Source organism: Sulfurospirillum arcachonense DSM 9755 (assembly GCF_000597725.1).
In the GTDB taxonomy this organism is placed as follows: domain Bacteria; phylum Campylobacterota; class Campylobacteria; order Campylobacterales; family Sulfurospirillaceae; genus Sulfurospirillum_A; species Sulfurospirillum_A arcachonense.
On sequence record NZ_JFBL01000016.1, the window covers coordinates 45,846 to 70,091 of the forward strand.

General features: G+C 30.4%; 23 protein-coding genes. 16 read left to right on the forward strand and 7 right to left on the reverse strand.

The window, feature by feature from the left end; all coding sequences use genetic code 11:
• Positions 1-32 precede the first annotated feature (32 nt).
• Genes K354_RS0111645 through K354_RS0111655 form a run of 3 tightly spaced genes read left to right on the forward strand, consistent with a single transcriptional unit; the run spans position 33 to position 2,672 of the window.
• The gene (locus K354_RS0111645; protein WP_024955675.1) at positions 33-1,232 is read left to right on the forward strand and encodes a M48 family metallopeptidase; all 1,200 of its coding nucleotides are present in this window, start codon (positions 33-35) and stop codon (positions 1,230-1,232) included.
• Positions 1,225-2,040 (forward strand): peptide chain release factor N(5)-glutamine methyltransferase, encoded by an 816-nt coding sequence (gene prmC / locus K354_RS0111650; protein WP_024955676.1) that lies wholly within the window; start codon positions 1,225-1,227, stop codon positions 2,038-2,040. Before K354_RS0111645 ends, prmC begins: the two co-directional genes overlap by 8 nt.
• An 11-nt stretch (positions 2,041-2,051) precedes the next feature.
• A complete protein-coding gene (locus tag K354_RS0111655) occupies positions 2,052-2,672 on the forward strand; it encodes a LysE family translocator (protein ID WP_037940743.1) in 621 nt (206 codons plus the stop codon).
• Positions 2,673-2,718: 46 nt separating this feature from the next.
• On the opposite strand, the gene ftsZ is transcribed toward K354_RS0111655, so the two are convergent.
• The 3 genes from ftsZ to K354_RS0111670 form a co-directional block, all read right to left on the reverse strand.
• Positions 2,719-3,846, reverse strand: a complete 1,128-nt coding sequence (gene ftsZ, locus K354_RS0111660) for a cell division protein FtsZ (protein ID WP_024955678.1) — start codon at positions 3,844-3,846, stop codon at positions 2,719-2,721.
• An 86-nt stretch (positions 3,847-3,932) separates the two neighbouring features.
• Entirely contained in the window at positions 3,933-5,300 is a 1,368-nt protein-coding gene (gene ftsA, locus K354_RS0111665) for a cell division protein FtsA (protein ID WP_024955679.1), read from the reverse strand.
• Positions 5,301-6,761, reverse strand: a complete 1,461-nt coding sequence (locus K354_RS0111670; RefSeq protein WP_024955680.1) for a peptidylprolyl isomerase — start codon at positions 6,759-6,761, stop codon at positions 5,301-5,303.
• A gap of 98 nt (positions 6,762-6,859) precedes the next feature.
• On the opposite strand from K354_RS0111670, the gene K354_RS0111675 reads away from it, so the two are divergent.
• Positions 6,860-8,170, forward strand: a complete 1,311-nt coding sequence (locus K354_RS0111675; protein WP_037940745.1) for an adenosylmethionine--8-amino-7-oxononanoate transaminase — start codon at positions 6,860-6,862, stop codon at positions 8,168-8,170.
• Entirely contained in the window at positions 8,163-8,699 is a 537-nt protein-coding gene (locus K354_RS14795; RefSeq protein WP_024955682.1) for a hypothetical protein, read from the forward strand. The genes K354_RS0111675 and K354_RS14795 overlap by 8 nt, the downstream gene beginning before the upstream one ends.
• On the opposite strand, the gene K354_RS0111685 is transcribed toward K354_RS14795, so the two are convergent.
• On the reverse strand, positions 8,689-9,765 hold the full coding sequence (locus K354_RS0111685; protein WP_051505444.1) for a hypothetical protein: 1,077 nt from the start codon (positions 9,763-9,765) through the stop codon (positions 8,689-8,691). The two genes, K354_RS14795 and K354_RS0111685, sit on opposite strands and share 11 nt — an antisense overlap.
• 164 nt (positions 9,766-9,929) lie before the next feature.
• Here K354_RS0111685 and K354_RS0111690 point away from each other — a divergent pair, with 164 nt between their 5' ends.
• Positions 9,930-10,244 (forward strand): DUF3817 domain-containing protein, encoded by a 315-nt coding sequence (locus K354_RS0111690; RefSeq protein WP_024955684.1) that lies wholly within the window; start codon positions 9,930-9,932, stop codon positions 10,242-10,244.
• Positions 10,245-10,247: 3 nt separating this feature from the next.
• Here K354_RS0111690 and K354_RS0111695 read toward each other — a convergent pair whose 3' ends face one another.
• Complete coding sequence (locus tag K354_RS0111695; protein WP_024955685.1) at positions 10,248-10,829, reverse strand: class II aldolase and adducin N-terminal domain-containing protein; 582 nt, start codon at positions 10,827-10,829, stop codon at positions 10,248-10,250.
• Positions 10,830-10,890: 61 nt separating this feature from the next.
• Here K354_RS0111695 and rsmH point away from each other — a divergent pair, with 61 nt between their 5' ends.
• The 5 genes from rsmH to K354_RS15125 all read left to right on the forward strand — a co-directional run bounded on the left by rsmH (position 10,891) and on the right by K354_RS15125 (position 16,786).
• Positions 10,891-11,793 carry a 16S rRNA (cytosine(1402)-N(4))-methyltransferase RsmH gene (gene rsmH, locus K354_RS0111700; RefSeq protein WP_024955686.1) on the forward strand — a complete coding sequence of 301 codons (903 nt, stop codon included), beginning with the start codon at positions 10,891-10,893 and terminating at the stop codon, positions 11,791-11,793.
• A complete protein-coding gene (locus K354_RS0111705) occupies positions 11,790-12,086 on the forward strand; it encodes a hypothetical protein (protein WP_024955687.1) in 297 nt (98 codons plus the stop codon). The genes rsmH and K354_RS0111705 overlap by 4 nt, the downstream gene beginning before the upstream one ends.
• A 2-nt stretch (positions 12,087-12,088) precedes the next feature.
• Complete coding sequence (locus tag K354_RS0111710; RefSeq protein WP_024955688.1) at positions 12,089-15,190, forward strand: efflux RND transporter permease subunit; 3,102 nt, start codon at positions 12,089-12,091, stop codon at positions 15,188-15,190.
• A complete protein-coding gene (locus tag K354_RS0111715) occupies positions 15,180-16,349 on the forward strand; it encodes a DNA recombination protein RmuC (protein WP_024955689.1) in 1,170 nt (389 codons plus the stop codon). The genes K354_RS0111710 and K354_RS0111715 overlap by 11 nt, the downstream gene beginning before the upstream one ends.
• A 254-nt stretch (positions 16,350-16,603) precedes the next feature.
• Entirely contained in the window at positions 16,604-16,786 is a 183-nt protein-coding gene (locus K354_RS15125) for a hypothetical protein (RefSeq protein WP_024955690.1), read from the forward strand.
• Between the two features lie 11 nt (positions 16,787-16,797).
• On the opposite strand, the gene K354_RS0111725 is transcribed toward K354_RS15125, so the two are convergent.
• Both K354_RS0111725 and K354_RS15040 read right to left on the reverse strand, forming a co-directional pair.
• Positions 16,798-18,762, reverse strand: a complete 1,965-nt coding sequence (locus tag K354_RS0111725) for a bifunctional C40 family peptidase/M15 family metallopeptidase (RefSeq protein WP_024955691.1) — start codon at positions 18,760-18,762, stop codon at positions 16,798-16,800.
• Between the two features lie 34 nt (positions 18,763-18,796).
• Positions 18,797-18,946: a hypothetical protein gene (locus tag K354_RS15040; RefSeq protein WP_156928233.1), complete on the reverse strand. Its 150-nt coding sequence runs from the start codon at positions 18,944-18,946 to the stop codon at positions 18,797-18,799.
• A 129-nt stretch (positions 18,947-19,075) separates the two neighbouring features.
• On the opposite strand from K354_RS15040, the gene K354_RS0111735 reads away from it, so the two are divergent.
• The 5 genes from K354_RS0111735 to K354_RS0111755 all read left to right on the forward strand — a co-directional run.
• Entirely contained in the window at positions 19,076-19,594 is a 519-nt protein-coding gene (locus K354_RS0111735; protein WP_024955692.1) for a ferritin, read from the forward strand.
• A 9-nt stretch (positions 19,595-19,603) separates the two neighbouring features.
• Entirely contained in the window at positions 19,604-20,530 is a 927-nt protein-coding gene (locus K354_RS0111740; RefSeq protein WP_024955693.1) for a DUF2333 family protein, read from the forward strand.
• A gap of 301 nt (positions 20,531-20,831) precedes the next feature.
• On the forward strand, positions 20,832-23,009 hold the full coding sequence (locus K354_RS0111745; protein ID WP_024955694.1) for a methyl-accepting chemotaxis protein: 2,178 nt from the start codon (positions 20,832-20,834) through the stop codon (positions 23,007-23,009).
• Between the two features lie 112 nt (positions 23,010-23,121).
• Positions 23,122-23,379 carry a hypothetical protein gene (locus K354_RS0111750; RefSeq protein WP_024955695.1) on the forward strand — a complete coding sequence of 86 codons (258 nt, stop codon included), beginning with the start codon at positions 23,122-23,124 and terminating at the stop codon, positions 23,377-23,379.
• A 340-nt stretch (positions 23,380-23,719) separates the two neighbouring features.
• A partial coding sequence (locus K354_RS0111755) for a hypothetical protein (RefSeq protein ID WP_024955696.1) occupies positions 23,720-24,246 on the forward strand: 527 nt, incomplete at its 3' end.

The following is a 24,246-nucleotide window of genomic DNA, read 5'->3' on the forward strand; positions in this document are numbered from 1 at the left end:
AATTTCATCAAAAATTAATAGGATAGATTTTTATGTTTGAAATTATATTAATCATATATACACTTTACACAATCGCAAAGGTTTATATTAGTATAGCAGAGTCTAATTTTGTTTTAAAAGCAAAAGAAAAAAAAGCGATTATATTAAGTGAGAAAAATTATAAAGAAGCAGCAGAATATAAAATAGAAACAAGTAAGATTTCGATTGTAAATTCATTATATGATTTATTACTATTTTTTGCTTGGATAGGTTTTGGCTTCAAGGCTTTAGATGGTTTATTAAACTTTGATAATAGTATGATATATACAATTACTTTCATACTTTCTTTTATTGCAATAAATTATATATTAGGACTTCCTTTTGAGTTATATCAAACATTTAACCTTGATAAACGATATGGTTTTTCTACTATTGATGTTAAAACGTATATTATTGACCAGATAAAAGGAGCAGTAATGTTCTTAGTTTTTGGATCTCTTCTTATTTGGTTATTAGCTTTTATCATTGGAAGTTTTGAAAATTGGTGGATTTGGGGATTTGGCGCTGTATTTATAGTGATTTTATTTATAAATATGATTTATCCAACACTCATAGCTCCTATTTTTAATAAATTTTCACCACTTGATAATGAAGAATTACAAAGTTCAATTGAAAATCTTTTGAGTAAAGCAGGCTTGAAAAGTAGTGGAGTTTTTAAGATAGACGCTAGTAAACGTGATAAAAGATTGAATGCATACTTTGGGGGATTGGGAAAATCAAAAAGAGTTGTGTTATTTGATACGTTGATAAAAAAGCTTGAAACTAAAGAGCTTTTAGCAGTACTTGGGCATGAATTGGGCCATTTTAAGCATGGAGATATTGTAAAGAATATTGGAGCAAGTGCTTTGATGCTGTTTGTTATGTTTGCTTTTTTTGGGAATATTCCATTAAGTATTTATGAAGGAATAGGAGTTGAAGAAAGTGCTCATATGACTCTTATACTGTTTTTATTGCTTTCTCCTGTCTTATCATTTTTAATGATGCCTCTGTTTGGATTGTTGAGTCGTCACAATGAATATGCAGCGGATGAGTATGGAAGTGAATGTGAGAGTAAAGAGGCACTTGCTAGTGCATTAACAAAGTTAGCAGATGAAAATAAAAGTTTTCCTCTCTCTCATCCTTTAACTGTAGCTTTTTATCATACTCATCCAGGACTTGTAGAAAGACTTGAGAGATTAGGTGTTAATGTATAGTGTAAAAGAGGCTTTAACTAAAGCTACACAACAGATAAAAGGTATAAGTGATATACCAAATAAAGAGGCTAGAATACTTTTAGCCTCATACTTAAAAAAAGACCAACTTTGGCTTATAACGCATGACGGTGAAGAAATTGTAGAAGAGGGGTACTTTAAGCTCATTGAGAGACGTTTTAACAATGAACCAATAGAATATATAACTAATAGTGCAAGTTTTTATGGTAGAGATTTTTATGTTGATTCAAATGTACTCATACCTAGACCAGAAACAGAAATACTTGTAGATGAAGTTATCTCTACATGTAAAGGTATAAAAAGACCAACTATAGTTGAAATAGGTACTGGTAGTGGAATTATATCTATTGTCTTAGCTCTTTTAATTCCAGATGCTATAATAACAGCTATAGATATTAGTAAAGAAGCTTTAAAAGTGGCACAAAAAAATGCTGAGAAATATGAAGTTGATGATAGAATAGAGTTTATTCATAGTGATTTATGTGAGAATTATAAAAAGAAAAATTTTGATATGTTAGTATCGAATCCTCCTTATATTGCTAATGATGAGAGTTTACATATAGGACTCTCTTATGAGCCAAGTATGGCACTCTATGGTGGTAAAGAGGGAGATGAAATTCTTAAAAATATTATAAATATTTTTATAGAAAAAAACGTAAAAAATTTAGCTTGTGAAATGGGCTATGATCAAAAAGATGCAATAACAAATTATTTGAAAGATTTTAACTTAAAAGCAAATTTTTACAAAGATTTAGCTAGATTAGATAGAGGATTTGTCATAAATAAATAAAAGGAAACATTATGGAAATTATATCATTGGTATTTATACTTACATCTGTGGTTATTATATTAACTCCTGGACAAGATATGGTTTTAGTTATGTCACGATCAATTTCGCAAGGTCAAAAAGCAGGTATTATGACAGCACTTGGAGTTAGTATAGGTTTGATGGGACATACTCTTCTTGCAACATTAGGACTTGGTGCACTACTTATGACCTCAGAATGGCTATTTAACACTATAAAATTTATAGGAGCAGGATATCTTCTTTATATTGGTTATCAGTTAATAACAAATAAAGAACATAAGCTTTCGATGAAAGACTTACCAAAAATCTCTTATAAAAAAATGTTTTTTCAAGGTGCTTTATCAAATATAAGCAATCCAAAAATAACTATATTTTATTTTTCTTATTTACCTCAATTTATAGTTCCAAATGGCGGCAGTGAAACATTTCAGCTTTTTATACTTGGAAGTACTTTTGCTGCTATAACATTTTTTATAAAAGGGCCAGTTGGATATATCGCAGGAATATTATCTGTATATATTAAATCACGTCCAATAATATTAGAATATATTCACAAAACAAGTGGTGCGATTTTGATTTTACTTGGTTTAAAACTAGCTTTAGAAAAAAGATAATAGAAGAGGGCTAAAAAGCCCTCTTAAGAGAAGATTTTGAGGAAGTTTAGTCCATTTGATGACGGATATAAGTTGGGATATCAAGATAATCTTCTTGACCTTCATAACCGCCACTTACTTTTTTAAGGCGTGTAATACGCTCTTTTTTAACTGCTTCTTGGTTTTCATTTAGAAGTTTTAATTCTTTTGTTTTTTCAATTTTATTTTCAAATCCAGTTGCAACGATAGTAACTTTAACACTATCATCAGCCATATTTTCATCTGTAGTTGTACCAAAGATAACATCGGCATCTTCATCAGCACTATCATACACAACACCCATAGCTTCACTTATTTCTGAAAGTGGGCAAGCTGAAGGAATGTGAAAGTGTATAAGAACACCTAAAGCACCATTAATAGACATATTATCTAAAAGAGGAGATTCTATGGCACTTTTAACAGCTTCACTTGCAGCTCCTTCGCCACTACTTTCACCAACACCCATAAGAGCCATACCTCTATGAGACATAACTGTTTTAACATCAGCAAAGTCAACATTAATATCACTTTGACCTGAAGAGAGTACAACTTGACTCATACCACCAACAGCACGACTTAGAACATCATCAACAATTTTAAAACTGTCTTTGATTCCTAAGCTTTTATCTACGATTGATAAAAGTTTATCATTAGGAATAACTACTATGGAGTCACTCTCTTTTTTAAGTTCATTTAGACCAGCTTCTGCTAGTTTCAATCTTTTTCTACCTTCAAACATAAAAGGTTTTGTTACAACTGAAACTGTTAAAGCTCCAATTTCTTTTGCAGCTTGAGCAATAATAGGAGCAGCACCAGTACCAGTACCACCACCAAGACCTGAAGCTACATATACGATATCTGCATTTTCTAAAGCACTTTTTATCTCTTCATAACTCTCTAGTGCAGATTCTTTACCAACTTCTGGTTGCATTCCTGCTCCAAGACCTTTAGTCTTTTTCTCACCAAGTTGTATTTTTGTAGTCGCTAAAGAATGTTCGAGTGCTTGAGCATCAGTGTTAGCAACGATTAAGTCGATACCACTTACTCCTTGGCTTATCATATGGTTAACCATATTCCCACCGCCACCACCAACACCGATGACTTTTATTTTTGCACCATAAACGCTTTTAGTTTCTTCTATTGTAAAACCACTCATCTTCTCTCCTGATTGTAATTTTCATTTTTATATTTATTTTACGAAATAAAATTCCGTAAATTTTCTCGTTTTGAAGCTATAGTAGCTTAAAACAATTGAGTCATACGGTTCCAAATTTTGGACAATAAACCATCTGAACTCTTTTTTTCTTTTATATCCGCAATGCTTGCTAGTTTATCCCTAGCACTTTCTATTCCACTTTCTTCATTTAAAAGCGTATCGTTATCTGATCCATCAAGAATATTTTGAACATTTTTGCTAGGAGATATTGCTTCATCTTTATATCTTAGTTTTTTATTTGAATCTATTTCATAAGGTGTAAAATGACCTGCACCATAAAGAACTAAACCAATAGCCGTAGAATATCCTGGATCTCTTAATGTTTCAAAAAGGCCATCCATTTCCCTTGGTTTTGCTACTCTTATAGGCATGTTGTCAAATATAGCAGATGCTAATTCACGGATACCTTCTAGTTTTGTCATACCACCAGTTAATACAATACCAGCTCCAAGTTGGTCTTTATATCCACTATCTTCAAGAGCTTTAGCTAGTATCATAAGTGTCTCTTCTACACGAACATAAATTACATTTGAAACAATATCAAGTGAAACTTCATGTGTTGAGCCATCATCTCCTATAACTGGAAGTTCTATAAGGTCATTTGCATTTCCGTGAAGTGAGCCATAGTTGATTTTGATATTTTCTGCTGCACCTAGTGGAGTATGTAGTGCTGTAGATAAGTCATTTGTAATATTGAGTGAGCCAACACCTAAAAAGTCGTTAAATCGTATAGAATTACCTGTATGAACTACAAGGTTACATGTAGCTCCACCAACATCAACTACACAAACACCAAGCTCTCTTTCATCTTCATTAAGAACAGCAATACTAGATGCATATCCACCTAATACTATATTGTCTATCTCAACACCAGCTGATTTTACAGCTTTTTCAAGATTGCTTAGTGATGATTTTTGAGCAGTTATAATGTGAACTTGTACTTCAAGTCTTGCACCATTCATTCCTAAAGGATCATCAATAAATTCTTGATCGTCGACTTTAAAATTATATGGAAGTATATGTAGCTTTTCATATTCATTGGGTATATTTGCATTGTGATCTGCCATTTGCATTGCACGATTTATTTCTCTTATACCAATATCACGATTAGGAATATTTACTACACCACTACTATCTATACTTTTAGTATAAGCACCAGAGATAGAAACAATAACTTTTTCATATTGTGTTCCCGCTACTCTTTTAGCATCATTTAGTGCATTTTTTATAGACTTTGAAGCAAGTTCTATATTTGTAATAATCCCTTTTTTAAGTCCTTGTGACTTTGCAATACCAGCTCCAAGAATCTTTATATCATCATTATCACTTTTTTCTGCGATAATAGCACAAATTTTACTCGAACCAATGTCAATACCTAAAATCGTAGTACTCAATTAGTTTCCTTTATAGTATTGTTCAATCTTATATCTTTTTTTAAGCTCTTTAATAAGGTTGTTACTTATCTCGGCTTGTTTCATTTGGCTAATATTTTCATTAACTAAATCAGAATATTTTTTTAATTTACCTTTTTCAAGCAACTTTTGTTCCTTTATTTGGTATAAAACAGCCTTGTTATCGATGATTTTATAATTTCTCATTTTATTATTATCAAAAATAAAATTGATTAATTCTAAACTTTGTGCTTCTGTAAGTCCAGGGATTGTTGTAACAGTATCTCGACTTACAAACCCAATATCTTTTCCTTCAAATAAATTTAGTCTAGCTTCTGCTTTTTCTTTAAGTGCTTTAGTTTTATTGTCAATTTGCAATTGAGCTAAAACAGCAGGTTTAGCATCTGCATAAGATTTTGGCAAAGGATTATTTACTTTTTTAATTTTAACAATAATATATCCATTTTCTGTAGCAATTGGCTTTAAGACTTCACCAACTCTTGTAGTTGTTAGTTTATCTATAGGAAAAGTTGTATCACTTATTTTTACGTTTTTCTTTCCTGTTGCTTCCATTTGATCTTTTTTAAATAGTAAATAATTTTCAAGTGCTACTCTTTTTGTTGCTTTAAGACGAAAATCTTTTTCAACTTTAGCTCTTGCATCTTTTAATTTTAGGATTTTACCTTCACTATTTTTGTAATTATATTTTTTTTCTTGATAAAATTCTTTTAGTTTAGTCTCATCTATAGGCTCATCCGTCAGTGCTACTGTTATGGTGTCTAAATCATAGCTTTTTTCGCTAAGGTATTTTGTTTTGTTTTCATTCCAGTATTTTTTTATTTGATCTTCACTTACTTCTGCTTCACCTGGTGATAAAGTTATAATATCTACAGAAAGTTTATCTTTCATGAACATTGATGCTACAAACATCTCTTTTTCATTTTTTGTTGGAGGGAGTTTTAAAAACTTTTGTACTTTGTCAAGTAAAAGTTGTTTTTTTAACCTAATTTCATAATCTTTTGCTTTAATCCCTGAGTTTTTAATAACTCTATAATAAGCATCTTTATTAAATACTCCATCAACTTTAAAGGAATCATCATTTACTAACAAATTTTTAACTTCACTCTCTTGTACTCTTAAACCAATTTCATCTGCATAACTTAAAAAAAGTGTTTGGTTGATAACATTTTCTAAAACCATTTTTTGTAAACCCATTTGGTCAGCTTTTTCTTGAGTTAATTTTCCACCTAAAATATTATTATAATAACTATAGTAATTAGAATACGCTAATTGAAACTCTTGGACAGTTATTTTTCTATCACCAACTTTAGCTACAGCAGAAGCTCTGTCTGAATTCAAATCATACGCTCCCCAACCAACAAAACCAGCACCAATAAACGCAATAACGCTTATCCAAATTGTAACAACTAAATATTTTTTATGATGTTGCATCCACGTAATCATTAAAATCCCTTTAGGCTCAGGAAAGCCTTTTATATTTTTGTTATAATTCTATCTTTATTGATATTAAACGACCATAAAATCGAATATTTGGAGAATAAATGAATAAAATAAGTGAAAATTTAACAAAAAAAGATTTAGAACATATCTGGCATCCTTGTACACAGATGAAAGATTATGAAAAATTACCTCTAATTCCTATAAAAAAAGGGAAGGGAGTTTATCTCTATGATTATGAAGATAATAAATATATTGATTCAATAAGTTCATGGTGGGTAAATATGTTTGGTCATGCAAATGAATATATCAACCAAAAACTAAAAGAACAAGTTGATGCGTTAGAACACGTTATACTAACATGTTTTACTCATGAACCTATTATAGATCTTTCACGAAGACTAGTAGAAGTTACACCAAAAGGTTTAAATAGAGTTTTTTATGCTGATAATGGTTCGAGTGCTGTTGAAGTTGCTTTGAAAATGAGTTATCAATATTATGTTAATAAAGGTGAAAAAAGAACATGTTTTTTATCTTTAGAAAATGGATATCATGGTGAGACTATAGGAGCTTTATCTGTTAGTGATGTAGGGTTATATAAAGATACTTTTGACCATATACTGCTTAAAACTGTACAAGTACCAGTACCTAGTGATATGAGTGAGAGCTCTACATGTAAAGCTATTGATGCACTTGAAGAGGTATTGAAAGACAAAGCAAATCAGATTGCAGGTTTTATACTAGAACCACTTATCCAATGTGCTGGTAATATGCATATGTATTCCCCTCTTTATTTAACAAAAGCACGAGAACTTTGCGATAAATATGATATTCATTTTATAGCGGATGAAATAGCTGTTGGATTTGGTAGAACAGGGACTATGTTTGCTTGTGAACAAGCTGGTATTACTCCAGATTTTATGACGTTATCAAAGGGTTTAACAGGAGGATATCTTCCACTTTCTTGTGTTATGACTACAGATAAAATATATGATGCGTTTTATTGTGACTACAATGAAAATAAAGCATTTTTACATTCTCACAGTTATACAGGTAATCCTCTTGCTTGTAGTGTTGCAAATGCTACTTTAGATATATTTGAGAATGATGATGTTATAAACGAAAATAAGAAAAAAAGTGCATATATAGCTCAAAAATTAGAAAAGTTTAAAGAGTTAAAAAATATAGCAAGTATAAGACAAACAGGTATGGTAGCTGCGATGGATATAATAGGTTATAAGCCAAGTGATAGAATAGGTTTAAAAGTATTTGATTATGCACTTGAACAAGGGGTATTTTTAAGGCCTTTAGGTAATGTTGTTTATTTTATGCCACCTTATGTTATTAACTATGAAGAGATTGATAAAATGATGGATACTGCATATCAGGCTATAAAAAGTTTAAATAATGGATGATATATTTGAAAGAAAAAAAATACTTGAAGCATATATTAAAGGGAAAGATGAAGATAAATTTCAAATACTTGAAAATATATATTTAGATACAGCACAATTGTTATTTAAAATAGACTCAGATAATATATCCTTTCCTTCTGAAGTCGAGGGAAATAAAACAATAGCTAAAGTCTTGTCAAAAGATTTTAATCAAAAGTATGACAATGTTAAAACGTATTATTTATCAGATGATTTTTCTAAGCAAAAATGGCTTGTATTAATGAGAGAAAAAGAAAATGAAAATATTAGAGTAGGTTGCGGATATTATGATTGGGAATTTATAAGGCAAAGGGATAATGAGTTAAAAATTAAAAGTCATACAATTTATATTCACGAAATGTTAAATCTCAATGATAAACCATTGGAATATTTATTAAATATGCAAAAATCGTTTGCATATCCATGGGCAGATAAAAACAGATTAATAGAAGTCTTTGAAAAATTTAAAGAGTTAGTAGCAGTTACAAATTATTTAAAAATTAATCCATAGAACGTAAAAGTTGTTCTATAGTATTTATATCTTCTATAGTGATTTTATGAGATGGGGTTACCATACGTAATATATGAAAAACTTCTGTAATAGATATGCCTTTAGTATCTTTTTTTACTATGCGAGCTTTATTGTTTTCAATGACAATGTTGAGAAGTTTTTTTCTACTGTATTGCATAAAATAGGTTAAAAGAAGTATATCATTATGGTTTTTTTCAATTGCTACAGCTACTTTTTCTGTCACATCAGGTATTTCTGGGTAAAGATTTTCAAAATCTTTTTTTTCTATATATCCTATATAAACTTTTGTAAATAGATCAATATACCTTGTACAGGTTTCTGATTTTAAAAAATTCATATTTAATACTGTGTTTGGATTAGAACGGAGCTTGTGCAACATCCAACTTAAAGAATTATAGTATCTAAATGGAGATGTTTGTAACTTTGACGCACTCACTAGATTTGGAGCAACTGGAGTTAAAAATGGTTTTCTTTTTCTTCTATTTTTTGATTTTAGCCAATTAAATATGTTCGAAACATCAAAAGATTTTGTTAACCATACAGTGCAATACTCTGGCAACCTTTTTCTACCACTTACACCTTGATTTAAAATAATAAGAGCTTTTATATTATGATTTGGAAATAAAATTTCTAAGAGTGCTTTTTTCTTTCTTAAACGGCGTCTTAAGTTTGTTACTGATTTAATTAAGGTCATTTCTATAAATATTATTTCTTTGTCATTAAAGAAAAGACCATCAAATTCGTTTATCTCAATAGCTCGAGTTTTATAAATAATTTGACCTTTATTATTTACATGTAAAGCATTTGATTGAGTATTTGTTTTATGAGCGTGAGGACCTTTGAGTATAAAATTACCTATTCGAGGGTTTTGTTTTGCATAAAGTAAAAGTTTTTCATAAAGATAATTTTCGTAAACAATACCAGCAAAAGAGTGATAAGCACTAAGGTAGTCTGGAGATTCTTTATCAACTTGTGCAGCTTCAAGCTTAATAAGATGTTTGATGTTATAGTGATAATATAATAAGTTGTCACTTATATCTTCCATTTCTAGATTTGCGATACTTTGAGGCAGTTTTAAAATTATTTTTCCTAATTATATATTTTTTTATTACTCTAAGTATATCAAAGCTAACTTAGATAGGCTAGTGTTGTGTTTTTATTTATTCTTTTTTTGTATACTTTGAACATTAAAGTATATGGAGATTTGATTTGTTTAGTTCATCTTTAAAACGTTTTAGAATAATTACTTTTGTTGAGGGAGTTTCTTTTTTAACACTTTTGTTTATAGCTATGCCTATAAAATATATTGGGGGAAATCCCATACCTGTAAAAATAGTTGGTATGGCACATGGATTACTTTTTTTTGTATTTTTATTTTGTTTGTATCAAGCAGCAGTAGAGTATAAGTGGAGTAAAAAGTTTAGTTTTTTTGCTATTGTATTTTCTTGTATACCTTTTGGTACATTCATTTTAGATTCTGATTTGAAGAAAAAACAGTTAATATTGGCTCAACAAAAGAAGTAGTTTTTATCTGCCTCTATTAAATTCATGAGAATAGTATAGAAGTTGACAACTGTTTTCTAGTAAAGCAATAGTTTTTGCAAGTTGAAGCATATCTCTGTCATATGCGTAAAGACCATATCCTTTTATAACTATAATATTAGTATTTTTCTCTCTTAAATATCTATATATTTCGATATCAGCTCTTTCATACCAATCTTCAAATTGTTTTGGGTCATAAACAGGAATAGAATCAAAATGCATAGAACCAAAATAGTCTTTGGGTGTAATTGTATCGTGCATTAAAGAGTAGGCCATGATAAAGGGAGGCATTGCATAACAAATATATTTTGCTTCATTTATATTTTTGTAAATATTAAGATGAATATCTGCATCAAGACTTGCTTCATTCCATCTATAATCTTTTTTAGAATATAACTCTATAAAATCTTCATCTTTTATATCATCAAATATAGTATCTTTTTTGTTAATAAAAAATTTTGTTTGTTCGATTCTTGCAGAAAGTGAACCATGAAATATACCAATAAAATCTTTTCTAAACATAGATAAAGAGATATGTTTTAAGTCTTTAAGTAGATACTTTTGCACAAATTAACCTTTTTTTATTACATAGTTTGGTATTATAACAGAAAATATAGCAGGACAGAAATTGAATATACCTCATATACCCGTATTGTTAAATGAAGTCAAAGAAACTTTTAAAGATATAAATGATGGATATATTGTTGATTGTACAGTAGGTTATGGTGGGCATAGTGAAGCTTTATTAGAACAAAATCCAAATATAAAATTGATATGTTGTGATCAAGATGCAGAAGCAATAGCATTTAGTAAAAAAAGGCTTGAAAAGTTTGGTGAAAGAGTTATCTTTGAGCATGCAAAATTTTCTACTGTGATCGAAAAGTATTTAGATTATCCAATTCATGGTATTTTGGCTGATATTGGTGTTTCTTCATTGCAACTTGATAAAAAAAGTAGAGGTTTTGGTTTTGAGAGTGATACTCTTGATATGAGGATGAACCCAGAAAATCCAATTAGTGCAAAAAATGTTGTAAATGAATATTCTCAAGAGCAATTAGAAGAAATTTTAAGAGAATATGGTGAAATGAGAGATTTTAAAAGAGTTGCTAAGACAATAGTAGACAATAGACCTTTTGAAAGTTCACGAGAATTAGCTACAGTTTTAAAAAAACTGGGAGGAAAACCAAAGATTCATCCAGCGACTCTACCTTTTCAAGCTATTAGAATTGAGGTCAATAATGAGCTTGGAGAATTAGATGAGTTATTAGAATCAATTTACAATTCTAAACTCAAAAATTCTTTAGTAGCAATTATCTCTTTTCACTCTTTAGAAGATAGAATAGTGAAAAAAACATTTAAGCTTTGGACACAAAACTGTATATGCCCCGCAGGTGTTATGAAGTGTGAGTGTGGCAATAACCATTCTCTTGGTAAAGTGATAACTAAAAAGCCAATAATCCCTACAAAAGAAGAGGAAAAAATAAATCCTCGTAGTAGAAGTTCTAAAATGAGAGTGTTTAAATTAAAATGAATAGTGATAAGTCAGAATTATTAGAAGAGTATGATGAAGAGCAACAAAAAGAGAAAAATTTAGATTTTAAGTTTTTATTTCTTGTTTATCTCTCTTTAGCAGTTGCTTTTTCAATAGTTTTACCAAAAATTTATATTAAAAACCAAATTTATTATATCAGTAGAGATATTCATAAGTTATATTCTGAATACTCCGTACTCCAAGAAGAAAACATATATTTAAATCAAAAATTAGAATCTATTCGGTTTAAAAATCAGGTTTTAGATTCAGTTTTTATTGAATTAAAGGAATAAAATTGATCCGAGCATTTGTAAAATTTGCAGTTGATAAAAATGTACTTAACCATATATTTCTAATATTTCTTATAGTATTAGCAGTTTTTTCTTATAATCAAATTCCAAAAGAAATATTTCCTCCTTCAAATTTAGATGCAATTTCAATTACAGGTAGTTACACAGGAACTAGTCCTGATGTGCTTGATAAGATTGCTGTAAAAAATATAGAAGATGACATAGTAAATTTAACTGATATTGATCGTATAGAGAGTGATATTATCAATGGAGCTTTTAACATAGTTGTATATCTTAAAAGTGGAGCTAATCGTGGAGAAATTTTAGATGATATTAAAGATGTCATTTCTTCAAGAAGAACAGATTTGCCTAGTGACATGGATGAACCTGTTGCAAAGATATTAACTACAACTTATCCCTTAGTTTCTATTGCTATAGCAAGTAAAAATAGTTCTAAAAGTAAGATGCTTGAAGTTGCCAATGAAATAAAGTCTAAACTTTCTAAAATAGAAGATTTGAGTGATATTAGTATTAGAGGTGATTCAGATAGAGAGCTTGTTTTTAAAATAGATGATAAAAAGCTGAGTGCTTATGGAATTGCTACGAGCGAGTTTGCCACTGCTCTTGCCTCTTTGAGTGAAGTTTTTCCTGTAGGTATTATTAAACAAAAAGGAGATCATCTTTTTATTAGTACATATGCAGGTGAAAAAGATATAGATAAGCTAAATAATACAATATTAAATATAAGTGGTAAAAAAATTTATCTTAAAGATTTAGCAAATGCTGAGTTTACATATGCTGATGTCACAGAGTTATCTCATTTTGATGGAAAACCAAATTTATCGATTAGTATTAATAAAGCAAAAACAGGAAATGCTATAGCCTTAGTAAAAGATATTAAAAAAATTCTAAAAACATATGAGAAAAAATATACAGACTTGACATTTAAAACTTACTCAGATTCTTCTATTTGGATTAGAAATCGTTTAAATACTGTTATTTCAAATATTATTTTTGGTCTTATCTTAGTAGGATTTTCTGTTTGGATTTTTATTAGTGGTCGTATAGCTTTTGTTGTAACTTTAGGAATTCCTGTAAGTTTTATGATAGGTTTGGTTGCTGCTGAATTTATAGGGTATAGTCTCAATATGCTTTCACTTTTAGGTGCTCTAATAGCCTTAGGAATGCTTGTGGATGAAGCGATTGTTGTTGCTGAAAATATATATAGGCATCTTGAAAAAGGTGATTCACCTAGAGAAGCTGCAATAAATGGAAGTGTTGAGATGTTTCCTGCTGTTTTAACAGCAACAATAACCACTGTATGTGCTTTTTTACCACTTCTTATTATGAGTGGAGAGATGGGCGTGTTTATGCGTTTATTACCTATAATGATATCAATTCTTCTCATTAGTTCATTATTTGAAGCATTTTATTTTTTGCCTCTCCATGCTAAAGATTTTTTAGTAGTTAAAAATAAAACTAAGAAAAATGAATCTTTTTGGTTAGTTTTAAATGATCGATATTCAAAAATATTAAATTTTTTATTACACCATCAAAAAGTAGTTTTAAGTCTCTTTTTGATTGTTGTTATCTCTTCTATTGTAGTTTTAGGTAAAAAAAGTAAGTTCCAATTGTTTCCCGATTTTGATACAACACAAATCTATGTAAGCGGAAAAGTAAATATAAACAATGATATTGAAGATACACAAAAAATAGTAAATAAAATAGAAAAAATACTTCTTACAAAACTAGAAGATGATGATATATCATCGATAGCCTCAGTATCTGGTTTTATGCTTGATGCTAAGTATGAACCTCATGTTGCAGAGAATAACTTTCATATTTTTATTGATCTTCATGATAGAGTTGCAGAAAATGTTTTTAATAAATACATCAATCCTTATCTTTCACCAGAGTATGATGATAGTGATATGATAAGAAATAGAAGTGCTAATGAAGTTTTGGAAGAGATTAAAAAATATACTTTAGAATTATCAAAAAATGGTGAATTTGAAGAGTTTAGAGCTATAGTGCCAGGGGCTGGTATAGTTTCGAGTGATGTTGAAATTGCTCTTAGTGGTGGTGATAATAAACTAATCAAAAAAGCTGTTGATAAACTGACCCTTGCTATGAAAAAAGAAAAAGGTGTTTTTAATGTTGATAATGATTTAAAATTAGGTAAAAAAGAGTTAAAACTTAGAGTAAATCAATATGGACAAGTATTAGGTTTCAATGAAAAGATAATATCTTCTATATTAAGACCATATTTTTTCAAAGCAGAAGTCTCAAAGATGTTTTATAATGGTGAATTAATCAAAATACGTTCTCAAGAAAAGATGAAAGATACTTATGAATCAATATCTACCTTTTATGTCAATATCCCTGGTTCACAGAAAAAAGTTCGATTGAATGAAGTTGTAGATTTTGAATTTAAAGATGGATATTCTAATATATATAAAGATGGCGGTGTAAGAATTAGTTCTGTATTTGGTTCATTAAAAAAAGCAGAGATTACTTCAAATGAGCTTTTAGCAAAGCTGGAGCCTTTACTTGATGAGTTTAGAAAAGAAGGACTCAATGTTATAATAAAAGGCGAAGCTCAAGAAAATGAAAAAATACAAGAAGAGATGGGTAAAGCAGCAGTTATAGCAATATTTCTTATCTTTTTAGCACTTATTTGGATGTTTGATTCTGTTATCCTTTCAGTGATACTTTTAACAACCATACCTTTGTCTTTACTTGGAGTTTTAGGTGGACATATCATCATGGGATTAAATCTAACTATGCCAGGACTTTTGGGCATAGTAGGACTTAGTGGAGTTGTTGTGAATGATGGGATTATTATGATGGATTTTATAAAAAAAGCCACAAGTATAAAAGATATCGTAAAATTTGCTACTATGAGACTTAGACCAATTCTTTTAACATCGATTACAACTATATTAGGTTTATCTACACTTATCTTTTTTGCAGCAGGGCAGGCTGTGATACTCCAACCAATGGCAGTATCACTTGGTTTTGGTTTGGCTTGGGCTACTGTATTGAATCTTTTGTATCTACCAGTCTTATATACAATAGTCAAAGGACGTAAATTAGATGCAAATTGATAATACCGTTTTATTGTTTGTTTTGATAGGAATCACTCTTATTTCAGCACTTACAATAGTTTTTTTGATTAAAAATTTATTTGAAAAACAAAAAGAATTTTTATATACAAAAATCGAGCAAATAGATAGACGAGTTTTAGAAAATGCAAAAAATACAACTTCACAAATAGAAAAAAATGCGGAGCTTTTTATAAAGATATCAAATTCTCAACAACTTATGCGAAATGAGCAACAAAAAAGCTTATATGAGATGAGTAAAGAGATAAAAGAACAAAGTTCTAAAGATATGGAAAAACTATCTTTAAAAGTTGAGGAAAACTTACAAAATATTAATGAAAAAGTGGAAAAAAGACTTGAAAAGGGTTTTGAAAATATAGATAAAACCTTTAAAGATATTATTGTAGGAATTGCTAAAATAGGGGAAGCACAGAAAAAAATAGAGACTTTAAGTACAGATGTAAACTCTTTACAAAATGTTCTAACTGATAAAAAATCACGAGGTATTTTTGGTGAAGTACAACTAGGCTCTATTTTAAATTCTATTTTTGGTGAAAAAAGAGATTTATATGATTTGCAATATAGTTTTACAAGTGGTGTTATTGTAGATGCTGTTGTAAAAGCACCAGAGCCATTAGGGCTTATTGGTATAGATTCAAAATTTCCAATGGAAAATTATACCCGTATGGTTGAAGATAAAACTTTTACGAGTGATTTTAGGCAAAATATTAAAAAACATGTAAATGATATAGCTTCAAAATACATCATAAAAGGAACTACTGCCGACATGGCAATACTTTTTTTACCAGCTGAAGCAATATTTGCAGAGATTAATGCTTATCATGAAGAGTTGATAGATTATGCAAGAAAAAAAGGTGTTTGGATAGCTTCACCAACTACTATTATGGCACTTTTAACAACAATAACAGCAATTGTGAGAGATATAAAAACACAAGAACAAGCTAAAAAAATTCAAGAAGAGCTTTTAAAACTTTCATCAAACTTTAAATTGTATAAAAAGAGATGGGATAACCTTTCTAAGCATATCGAAACAGTAAATAAAGATGTAAAAGAGATTACCACTTCGACGAATAAAATATCAAATGAGTTTGAACGAATAGAGAGGGTTGAATTTGAAGATGATATTAAGTTGCCTTTATAAAAAAAATTATAAAAGTATATTTTAGGATTTATATAGGTAAATAGAACAAATAAATCTATTTTAAATATGGTTATTTAAAGGAATTTTATGAGAAAAAAATTTTATAGATTTAGACGTTGGAAATTTTTTTATAAAAGCATATAAAAGATTGGGCGTATGAAAAAGAGTATCGTTTAATTTTAAATAGTGTATTAAATCATAAAATAGAAGAAAAAAATAGATACTTAAAGTATAATTTTAGTAGCTTAAAAGGATTGATTTTTGGTATTAAAACTTCTATCGAAGAAAAAATAAAAGTCATAGAGATTATTGAAAAAAAATGTAAAATAGAAAATAGAAATGATTTTGAGTTTTATCAAGCTTATTATTGTCATAGAAATAAAAATATACAACATCGAAAAATGAGTTTTATAAAATTTGATAAAATAAACGTATAATCTTTTTATAACTAATCAATAGTATCGAATAACTCCGGTCTATATTCAAAGTGCATGGTATCGTAGTGGTACCATCTTCCTCCCCAAATAAAACCGTATTTTTCAAAGATTTCAACAATTTCTTTTGGAATTTTATTTTTATATACCAAGTTTTTATCCCATCTCCAATATGCTGAATTTTTTACATTGATATCTATACTAATCCCAAAACTATGAGGACTTAGTCTTTTTGTTCCTGCAATATTTCTATAAGTAAATGTACCAGAAATATTTTCTAAGTATTTTTTATCTTCTTGTGGAAGTTTTTTTAGCTCAGTTATTACTTTTTCAAGCTGAACTGAGGCATTTTGTTTTTTGTTAAAAAAGAGTGTTGATCCATCTATCCAACTAATAGGTACCAAGTTTTGTTTTATTTCTTGTTCATTTTTTCCATAAAGTTTTTTTAGTAATGCTTCATTTCTAAATCTTCCTGGATCAAAGTTCTTTTGTGGAGCTGTAATCTCTGCAAATGCAGGATAACGTACTCTAAGAGTATCTTTTATACTTGGATGCTCAATCATTGTTTGAAAGTCTTTTTGTACATAGTCGTGATATTCTAGTGTAGTGTTATCATCAAAATAGAGTAGATTGTTTTCTACTTTTTCTATGCTAGGGTATGCTTTTGTAAGATTATGATAAACAAAAGAGGGCATATCAGGTTTTATAACAATCCCTTTAGCTTTTGAAATGAGAAGAGCTTCTTTAGGTACATTGTTTTGGTTTTCACCTAAGTGTAAATCTGAAAAGATAGTTTTTCCAACGATAGCTCGACTTTCCACATCATCTTTGTATGTTTTTATTCCCCATGTGTTATGCATGACCATGGCTTTGCCTTCAAACTCTCCTGCATAGAGCATAATATGTCCTTGTAGATATATTAAACTCAAATAAGCGATACCTTGACTGAGTATCATTTTCTCTTTCTCCTCATTGTTTAGACCTTCAAATGAGATATATTCTCCACTTTGCTTTTGTCCAAATGAGTTTCTTGGAAGCCAAAGTCCAAAAGGTGTAAAAAAATCTTTTGTAAAAGCAGAACAGTCTCTATTATCTAAGTAACCGCCCCAACCATATTTTTCTCCCAATAATTCATTGCTTACATGTAAGAGGTTTTCTTTGTTGTAGACTAAAGGCATTGTATGGGCAACTGCTTTTGGGATTGTTACATGTAAAGCTTTATTTGTTTGATTAAACATATCTTTATAGATATATGAATAGTAAAAGTTTTCATCTTCATTGATTATTGGAAATAGGGCTCCAAGCTTTACATGTAAGAGATACTGTTGTTTGTCTGTGTAAAGTGCTGTATTATCTGTGGTAATAACTATTTTTGGGCTTCTTTTAAATTCTAGTCGCTGTTTTGCATCTAAGAGAACAAAACTATGACTAGGTAGCCATCCAGATGAAAAAGGAGTTTGTACAAAAGCCCAAGAACCATCGATTGTATAGTGAGAGATAAGTACGGGAGTGTTTACATGTATACGTGAGTTTTGTAGATAATCAAAAGGAAAGCCTTCTCCTGCAATTGATGTTTTTTTATAAAAAGGTTTGAGTGTTGGTAGGTTTCTAATTTGTGCATTTTTTACGGTAATGGCATATAAAAGTTTAGAATTGTACTTTGAAAAGTTTGTTGTTTTTAAAATTTTTTTTATATCTTCTAAATTCCATGGAAGTTTGTTTTCTGCATAGTATATATCTTTTTTTTTAAAAACAAAATTTGCCCATGAAGCTTTTTCTTTTTCAATCTTAATTTTTTCTATAGACCAAGGCATAAAGTATCTTGATTTGAAGTTTTTTTCATTTACATGTAAAGGTTCTATTTTGTTTATATATAAAGAGGCATTTTGCTCATAAATGAGTAGTTTAGGATGTTTTGAACTACAACCCACAACAAGAAAGAGTAAAAATATACTAAGTGCTATATGTAAAGTTTTCATTGTACTATGATAGCAAAAAAAAGAAAGTATTAGATTAAATTTTTTCTGCTTTACAAAGAACTTTTTTTGCACAACTTATACGATCACATTTACTACACATATAAGTTGCTTTGTGAGAAAATTGTAAAAGAGCTTCTTTATATTTTTTTGAGTTTTTTTTCTTTAATTTACATAATGCTTTCATTGGTTTCACCATTTATATTTTTATAATTTTACTAGAATAAAACTTAAATGATACTGATTTTCATTTACAAAGTATGGAGTGCGTTTAATTTATGATAAAATACATAAGATAATATAAATAAGGATAATTATGATTAGTAAATCAATGGCAGTAAGTTTAAATGAACAGCTTAATAGAGAGTTTCATTCGGCCTATATATATTTAGGTATGTCAGCATATGCAAGTAAAAATGGTTTCAATGGTTGTGCAAGATGGTTTAATATCCAATACCAAGAAGAGATATCTCATGCAATGAAACTTTTTAAATATCTTGAAGATCAAGATGCACAAATAGTTTTAGATGACATAAAAGCACCAAAACTTAAGTCAAACTCAATCATCGAAATTTTTGAGGCTGCTTTAGCACATGAGAGAAAAATGTCAGGTTGGTTAAATGAACTAAGTGATGAAGCTATGAAGATAAAAGACCATGCAACGTATAATTTACTTCAATGGTACGTAACGGAACAAGTCGAAGAAGAAGCTTCTTTTGGTGAAATTATAGACCAGATGAAGATAGTCGGCGGCAATGGCTACGGTTTATATGCGATAGATAAAGAGTTAGGGAATCGTGTTTTTGTAGATTCTACTCAAGATGCAGCCAATTAAAGGATATAAATGAAAGAACTTAGAGGTAAAATTTTTAATTATATATTCAATGTAAGAGAGTGGGGGATATTTGTTAAAAGATTGTTTTCATTAGTTGTGATTGCAATACTCTCTTTTTTAATTTGGTTGTTTCCTATAAGTCTTATTGTAGCTCCTTTTTACTCTATGACTACGACTAAATCAAATGTTGTTAAAATACATAAAGATATAAGTGGTAAAACAACTATAATGTCTTTAGAGTATGGATTAGAAGACCTTTTAGACGAGGGACTTGTTACAAATTTTACTGGTGTAAACTTGTGGATTGATAATAAGTATTTTGAGCAAGTAGGTCAACTAGAGATGTATAGAATAGCTGTATATACGCTTGAAAATAATTTGGCAAGAAATAGAGGAACAGGTGGGGCTAATAAGTATTTAGTTCAAGCTAGGTCTGAGATTTATGCAGACTATGAACTACCTATTTTTACAAGTTATTCTACGAGATTGAAACAAGCTATAAAAAATATACAAAAATATACAAAACAGTTAGAAGAAGATAATACAAAACAGATGAATGATAAAAGGGCTGTGTTTATAGTAAACTCTGATAACCTTGCAGAGGTAATTGACAAACTAAAACAACAACTTCAAACAAATATCATGATAAAAAGTAATTTTTTTAGTGATGATGATAAATTTTATCGTATCAAAGGAAATCTTATCGCTATGCAAAAGTTTTTACAAGGCATCGAGTATGACTTTAAAAACAAAATGATAGACAAATCTTCATATAAAGAAAACTTTGTGCCACTTTTACAAATCATACAAAGCGCTATTGCTCAAAATCATATAGTCATACTAGAGTCGTTCGGTCATGTTTCAAAACTAGAAAAAGATGCAAACATAATAGCTCAGAAACTAGGTGAACTAAGAGATAAGCTAAGAAACGGGTAAGCTCAAAAAGCCATCATTTCCCAAAATGATGGCTTTGCATTATAAAATTCTATCTACGTGTAAAGAGTATTTTGTTAGAATAAGCAGAAAAAGAAGTTAAAAAGTTTAGAGTTTAGCCCACTCCCTTTTTACAAGCCATACAATTAGAAGACAAAGATAATACTAAGAAAGTGACATTTTGTCACTTTTTTTAGGAAAGCTACATTCTTTATACCTTTTCCCTTAATATTTATTGACTTTGAATAAAATTTCATCTAAGATAGTATAACAAATAATAATAAAGAGTGGGGGGATTAGTACTATGATATTTAAGTCTATTCAAACTAAGATTGTTTTGATAGCTGGGCTTTGCCTGATTTCAGCAGTTACCTTATTGGTGGGTTACGGGTTGTTTTCATCTAAAAGCACACAAGATGTTGTTTCCAAGGAGGTTTCGTCTTTGTTGACTGAGATTAACATGGAGAGACTGCAAAATTTAGCCGGCGAGCAAAGTGGTAACATTCAGTCCAAACTGGAGTTGGCTTTGGATGCTGCGCGTACTATGGCTAACGCTTTTGAAGTTAGTAAACAACAACCTAAAGATGATAAAGCAGCTCTGGATATTGGCCGTGATCAGCTCAATGCTGTGCTTCTCAATGTATTGAAACGTAACAAGAGCTTTAATGGTACATACTCCTGTTGGGAGCCAAATGCAATCGACGGGTTTGATGACAACTTCCGTGTAGATAAAGACGGTAACAATCCAGATACTGGGCGCTTTACCCCTTATTGGACACGTGATGATAAAGGTAAAATTGCCGTTCAACCTTTGGTAGAGTACGACACCTACGACAAGCATCCTAACGGTGTTCTTAAAGGAGGCTGGTATATTATCCCTCGTGAGAAAAATAAAGAAAGTGTACTTGGACCTTTACCATATATAGTACAAGGTAAGCAAGTGTTCCTCGCAACTATGTCTGTTCCTATCACAGTCAATGGTAAATTCTATGGAGTTGCAGGTGCGGATTATAACTTAGATTTTGTTCAGAAAATTGCCAAAAAAGTTGATGCAGAGTTGTTTGATGGTCATGGACAGGTATCTATAATTGCTGACAATGGTCTGTTGGTAGCCCAGAGTGAGAATGCTAATATGATTGGAGGTCATTTTAAACAAGTGATGCCTAAAGGTTGGGAAAAGATTTATACAGCTATTAAATCAGGTCAGGAGTTAGTTCGTATCAACGATGATAGTGGAATGATAGAAACGGTTGCTCCTATCCAGCTTGGACAGACTGGTAAACCCTGGTCAGTTATGATTCAAGTACCGCGGGAAATTATATTGGCTAAAGCTTTGGTTCTCGATAAAGACATGACAGATCGACTTTACGATAATGCTTTATTGCAAATTGTCGTTGGTGTTGTGGTTATTTTTATAGCCCTAGTATTGCTGTGGATGGCATCTGCTAGCATAGCTCGTCCTATTCGCCGTGCAGCGGACTTGGCAGATACGATTGGTGCTGGTGATTTTTCTCAGAGTTTGAATCTCACTCAAAAAGATGAAGTCGGTCAGTTAGCCGACGCTCTTAATAAAATGTCAAAGACCCTTCAATCTGCAGCTGATGTTGCGGAACAAATTGCCGATGGTAATCTTGATGTGGAAGTTAAACTGGCCTCTGACAAAGATCAATTGGGTCATGCTTTACAAGGAATGACACGGAATTTAAATGAAGTTTTGGCTCAAGTTCATACTGCTGGCGAGCAAATTACATTGGGTTCTAGTCAAATTGCGACAGCTAGTCAATCTTTGGCAGAAAGTACTACAGAAACAGCAGCTTCAGTAGAAGAGATCAATTCAAGTATGACTCAAATGGCGTCCCAGACTAATCTTAATGCAAAAAATGCTGAAGAAGTTAATTCTCTTGCGAGTAATGCAAGGCAAGGAGCAGAAAATGGAGCTGAAATGATGAAAGATATGCTTTCTGCCATGCATGAAATAAATACTTCTAGTGAAGATATATCAAAAATCATCAAAGTTATAGATGAAATAGCCTCCCAGACTGATCTATTGGCACTCAACGCAGCAATTGAGGCTGCCAGAGCAGGACAGTACGGACGAGGGTTTGCGGTTGTAGCCGAAGAAGTTAAGATGTTGGCTTCTCGTAGTGCTGAAGCGGCTAAAGAGACATCGGATCTTATTAAAAGTTCAGTAGCTAAGACCAGAAATGGTACAAATATCGCTGAAAAAACTGCAGGTGCACTTGGTGAAATTCTTAACAATGCGGGAAAAGTGTCAGATCTGGTCAAAGAAATTGCTACGGCTTCTAACGAACAGGCCGTTGGTTTTTCTCAAGTGAATCAAGGACTTGGTCAGATTGACCGTGTTACTCAACAGAATACTGTCAATGCCGCAGAGAGTGCGAATGCATCAGAAGGACTATCTACTCAAGCCGTTCAGCTACAAAGTCTGCTTAACCGATTCAAACTTAAAGGAAGAAGTTAAGCGTTAGAAATTTCGGGGGCAGTCTGTCCCCTTTTACTTTTATAATGTTACTATCAGACTAATAAATATACAATGTTCATCCAATTAAATAGTTATATTGTAAGGGAATTTGATGAAAGAATTAAAACCAGATATAAAAAACAGCATAAATAAACATGAGACATTTGAGACATACGAAAATTTTGAGAAGAGACACATATTAATCAAAGAAGCCCCATGTGACATAAATCCTATTTGTCCATATTGCAAGGAAGAACTATTTGAAATATGGCTCAAGACAAAAGGAATTGGTTATATTGAACAAAAGCAAATATTACTCTGCCCATATTGCAGAGCATTTTTAGGTTATGGTAGTGTTCAACTTTTCTAGTAATAAATTCCGCTAAAAGGGAATAGACTACTTTTTTAAAATCTTTTACATGTAAAGAATATTTTGTTAGAATAAGTAATAAAAGAAGTCCGAAAATTTAGAGTTTTCACAGAAACTTCGTTTTGGCTTGACCCATTTTTCTTGTAAAGATGATTGGGTAGAGTGTGATATAGTGTAACTATAAAAGCACGAGAAAAATCTTAAAAGGTAATAGATGATAAATAAAAGTAGCCTGTCCCGAATGGCACTTACTTAAGCAAAAAACACTAAACTAATATGGAATAAAACTGGCTTTAAAGAAGTATCGTAACCACACGAAATACTCCATAAAGCCAGCAATATGAATCATAACAAAAAAACAGTAAAACTACAACAAAAGATGATAGTAAAAACTATAAAAGATGGAAGTATAGATAACTTTTATAACTTGCTTTCACAGGACTCAATCCAAAAAGAATTAAAAAAAGATTTACCACAATATAGAGATAGATTATATACTCCAATGCAAACACTATCTATGTTTTTAACTCAGGCAATAGAAGAAGATAGTTCATGTCAAAATATAGTAAATTCAAAAGCGATGAATACCAAAAAAGATATATCCATTACAACAGGAGGATACTGCAAAGCAAGAAAAAGACTTCCTTTAAATATGATAATAAACCTCACTAGACATATATCAAATACGAGTGCAAAACAAGTATCTAATAAATGGAAATTTCAAGGAAGAGAAGTATACTTAGTAAATGGAACAACATTTACAATGTCTGATACCAAAGAGAACCAAAAGAAGTATCCTCAACAAAACTCTTTAAAAAAAGGATTGGGATTCCCAATATGTAGAGCAGTAGGTATTATTTCTTTAAC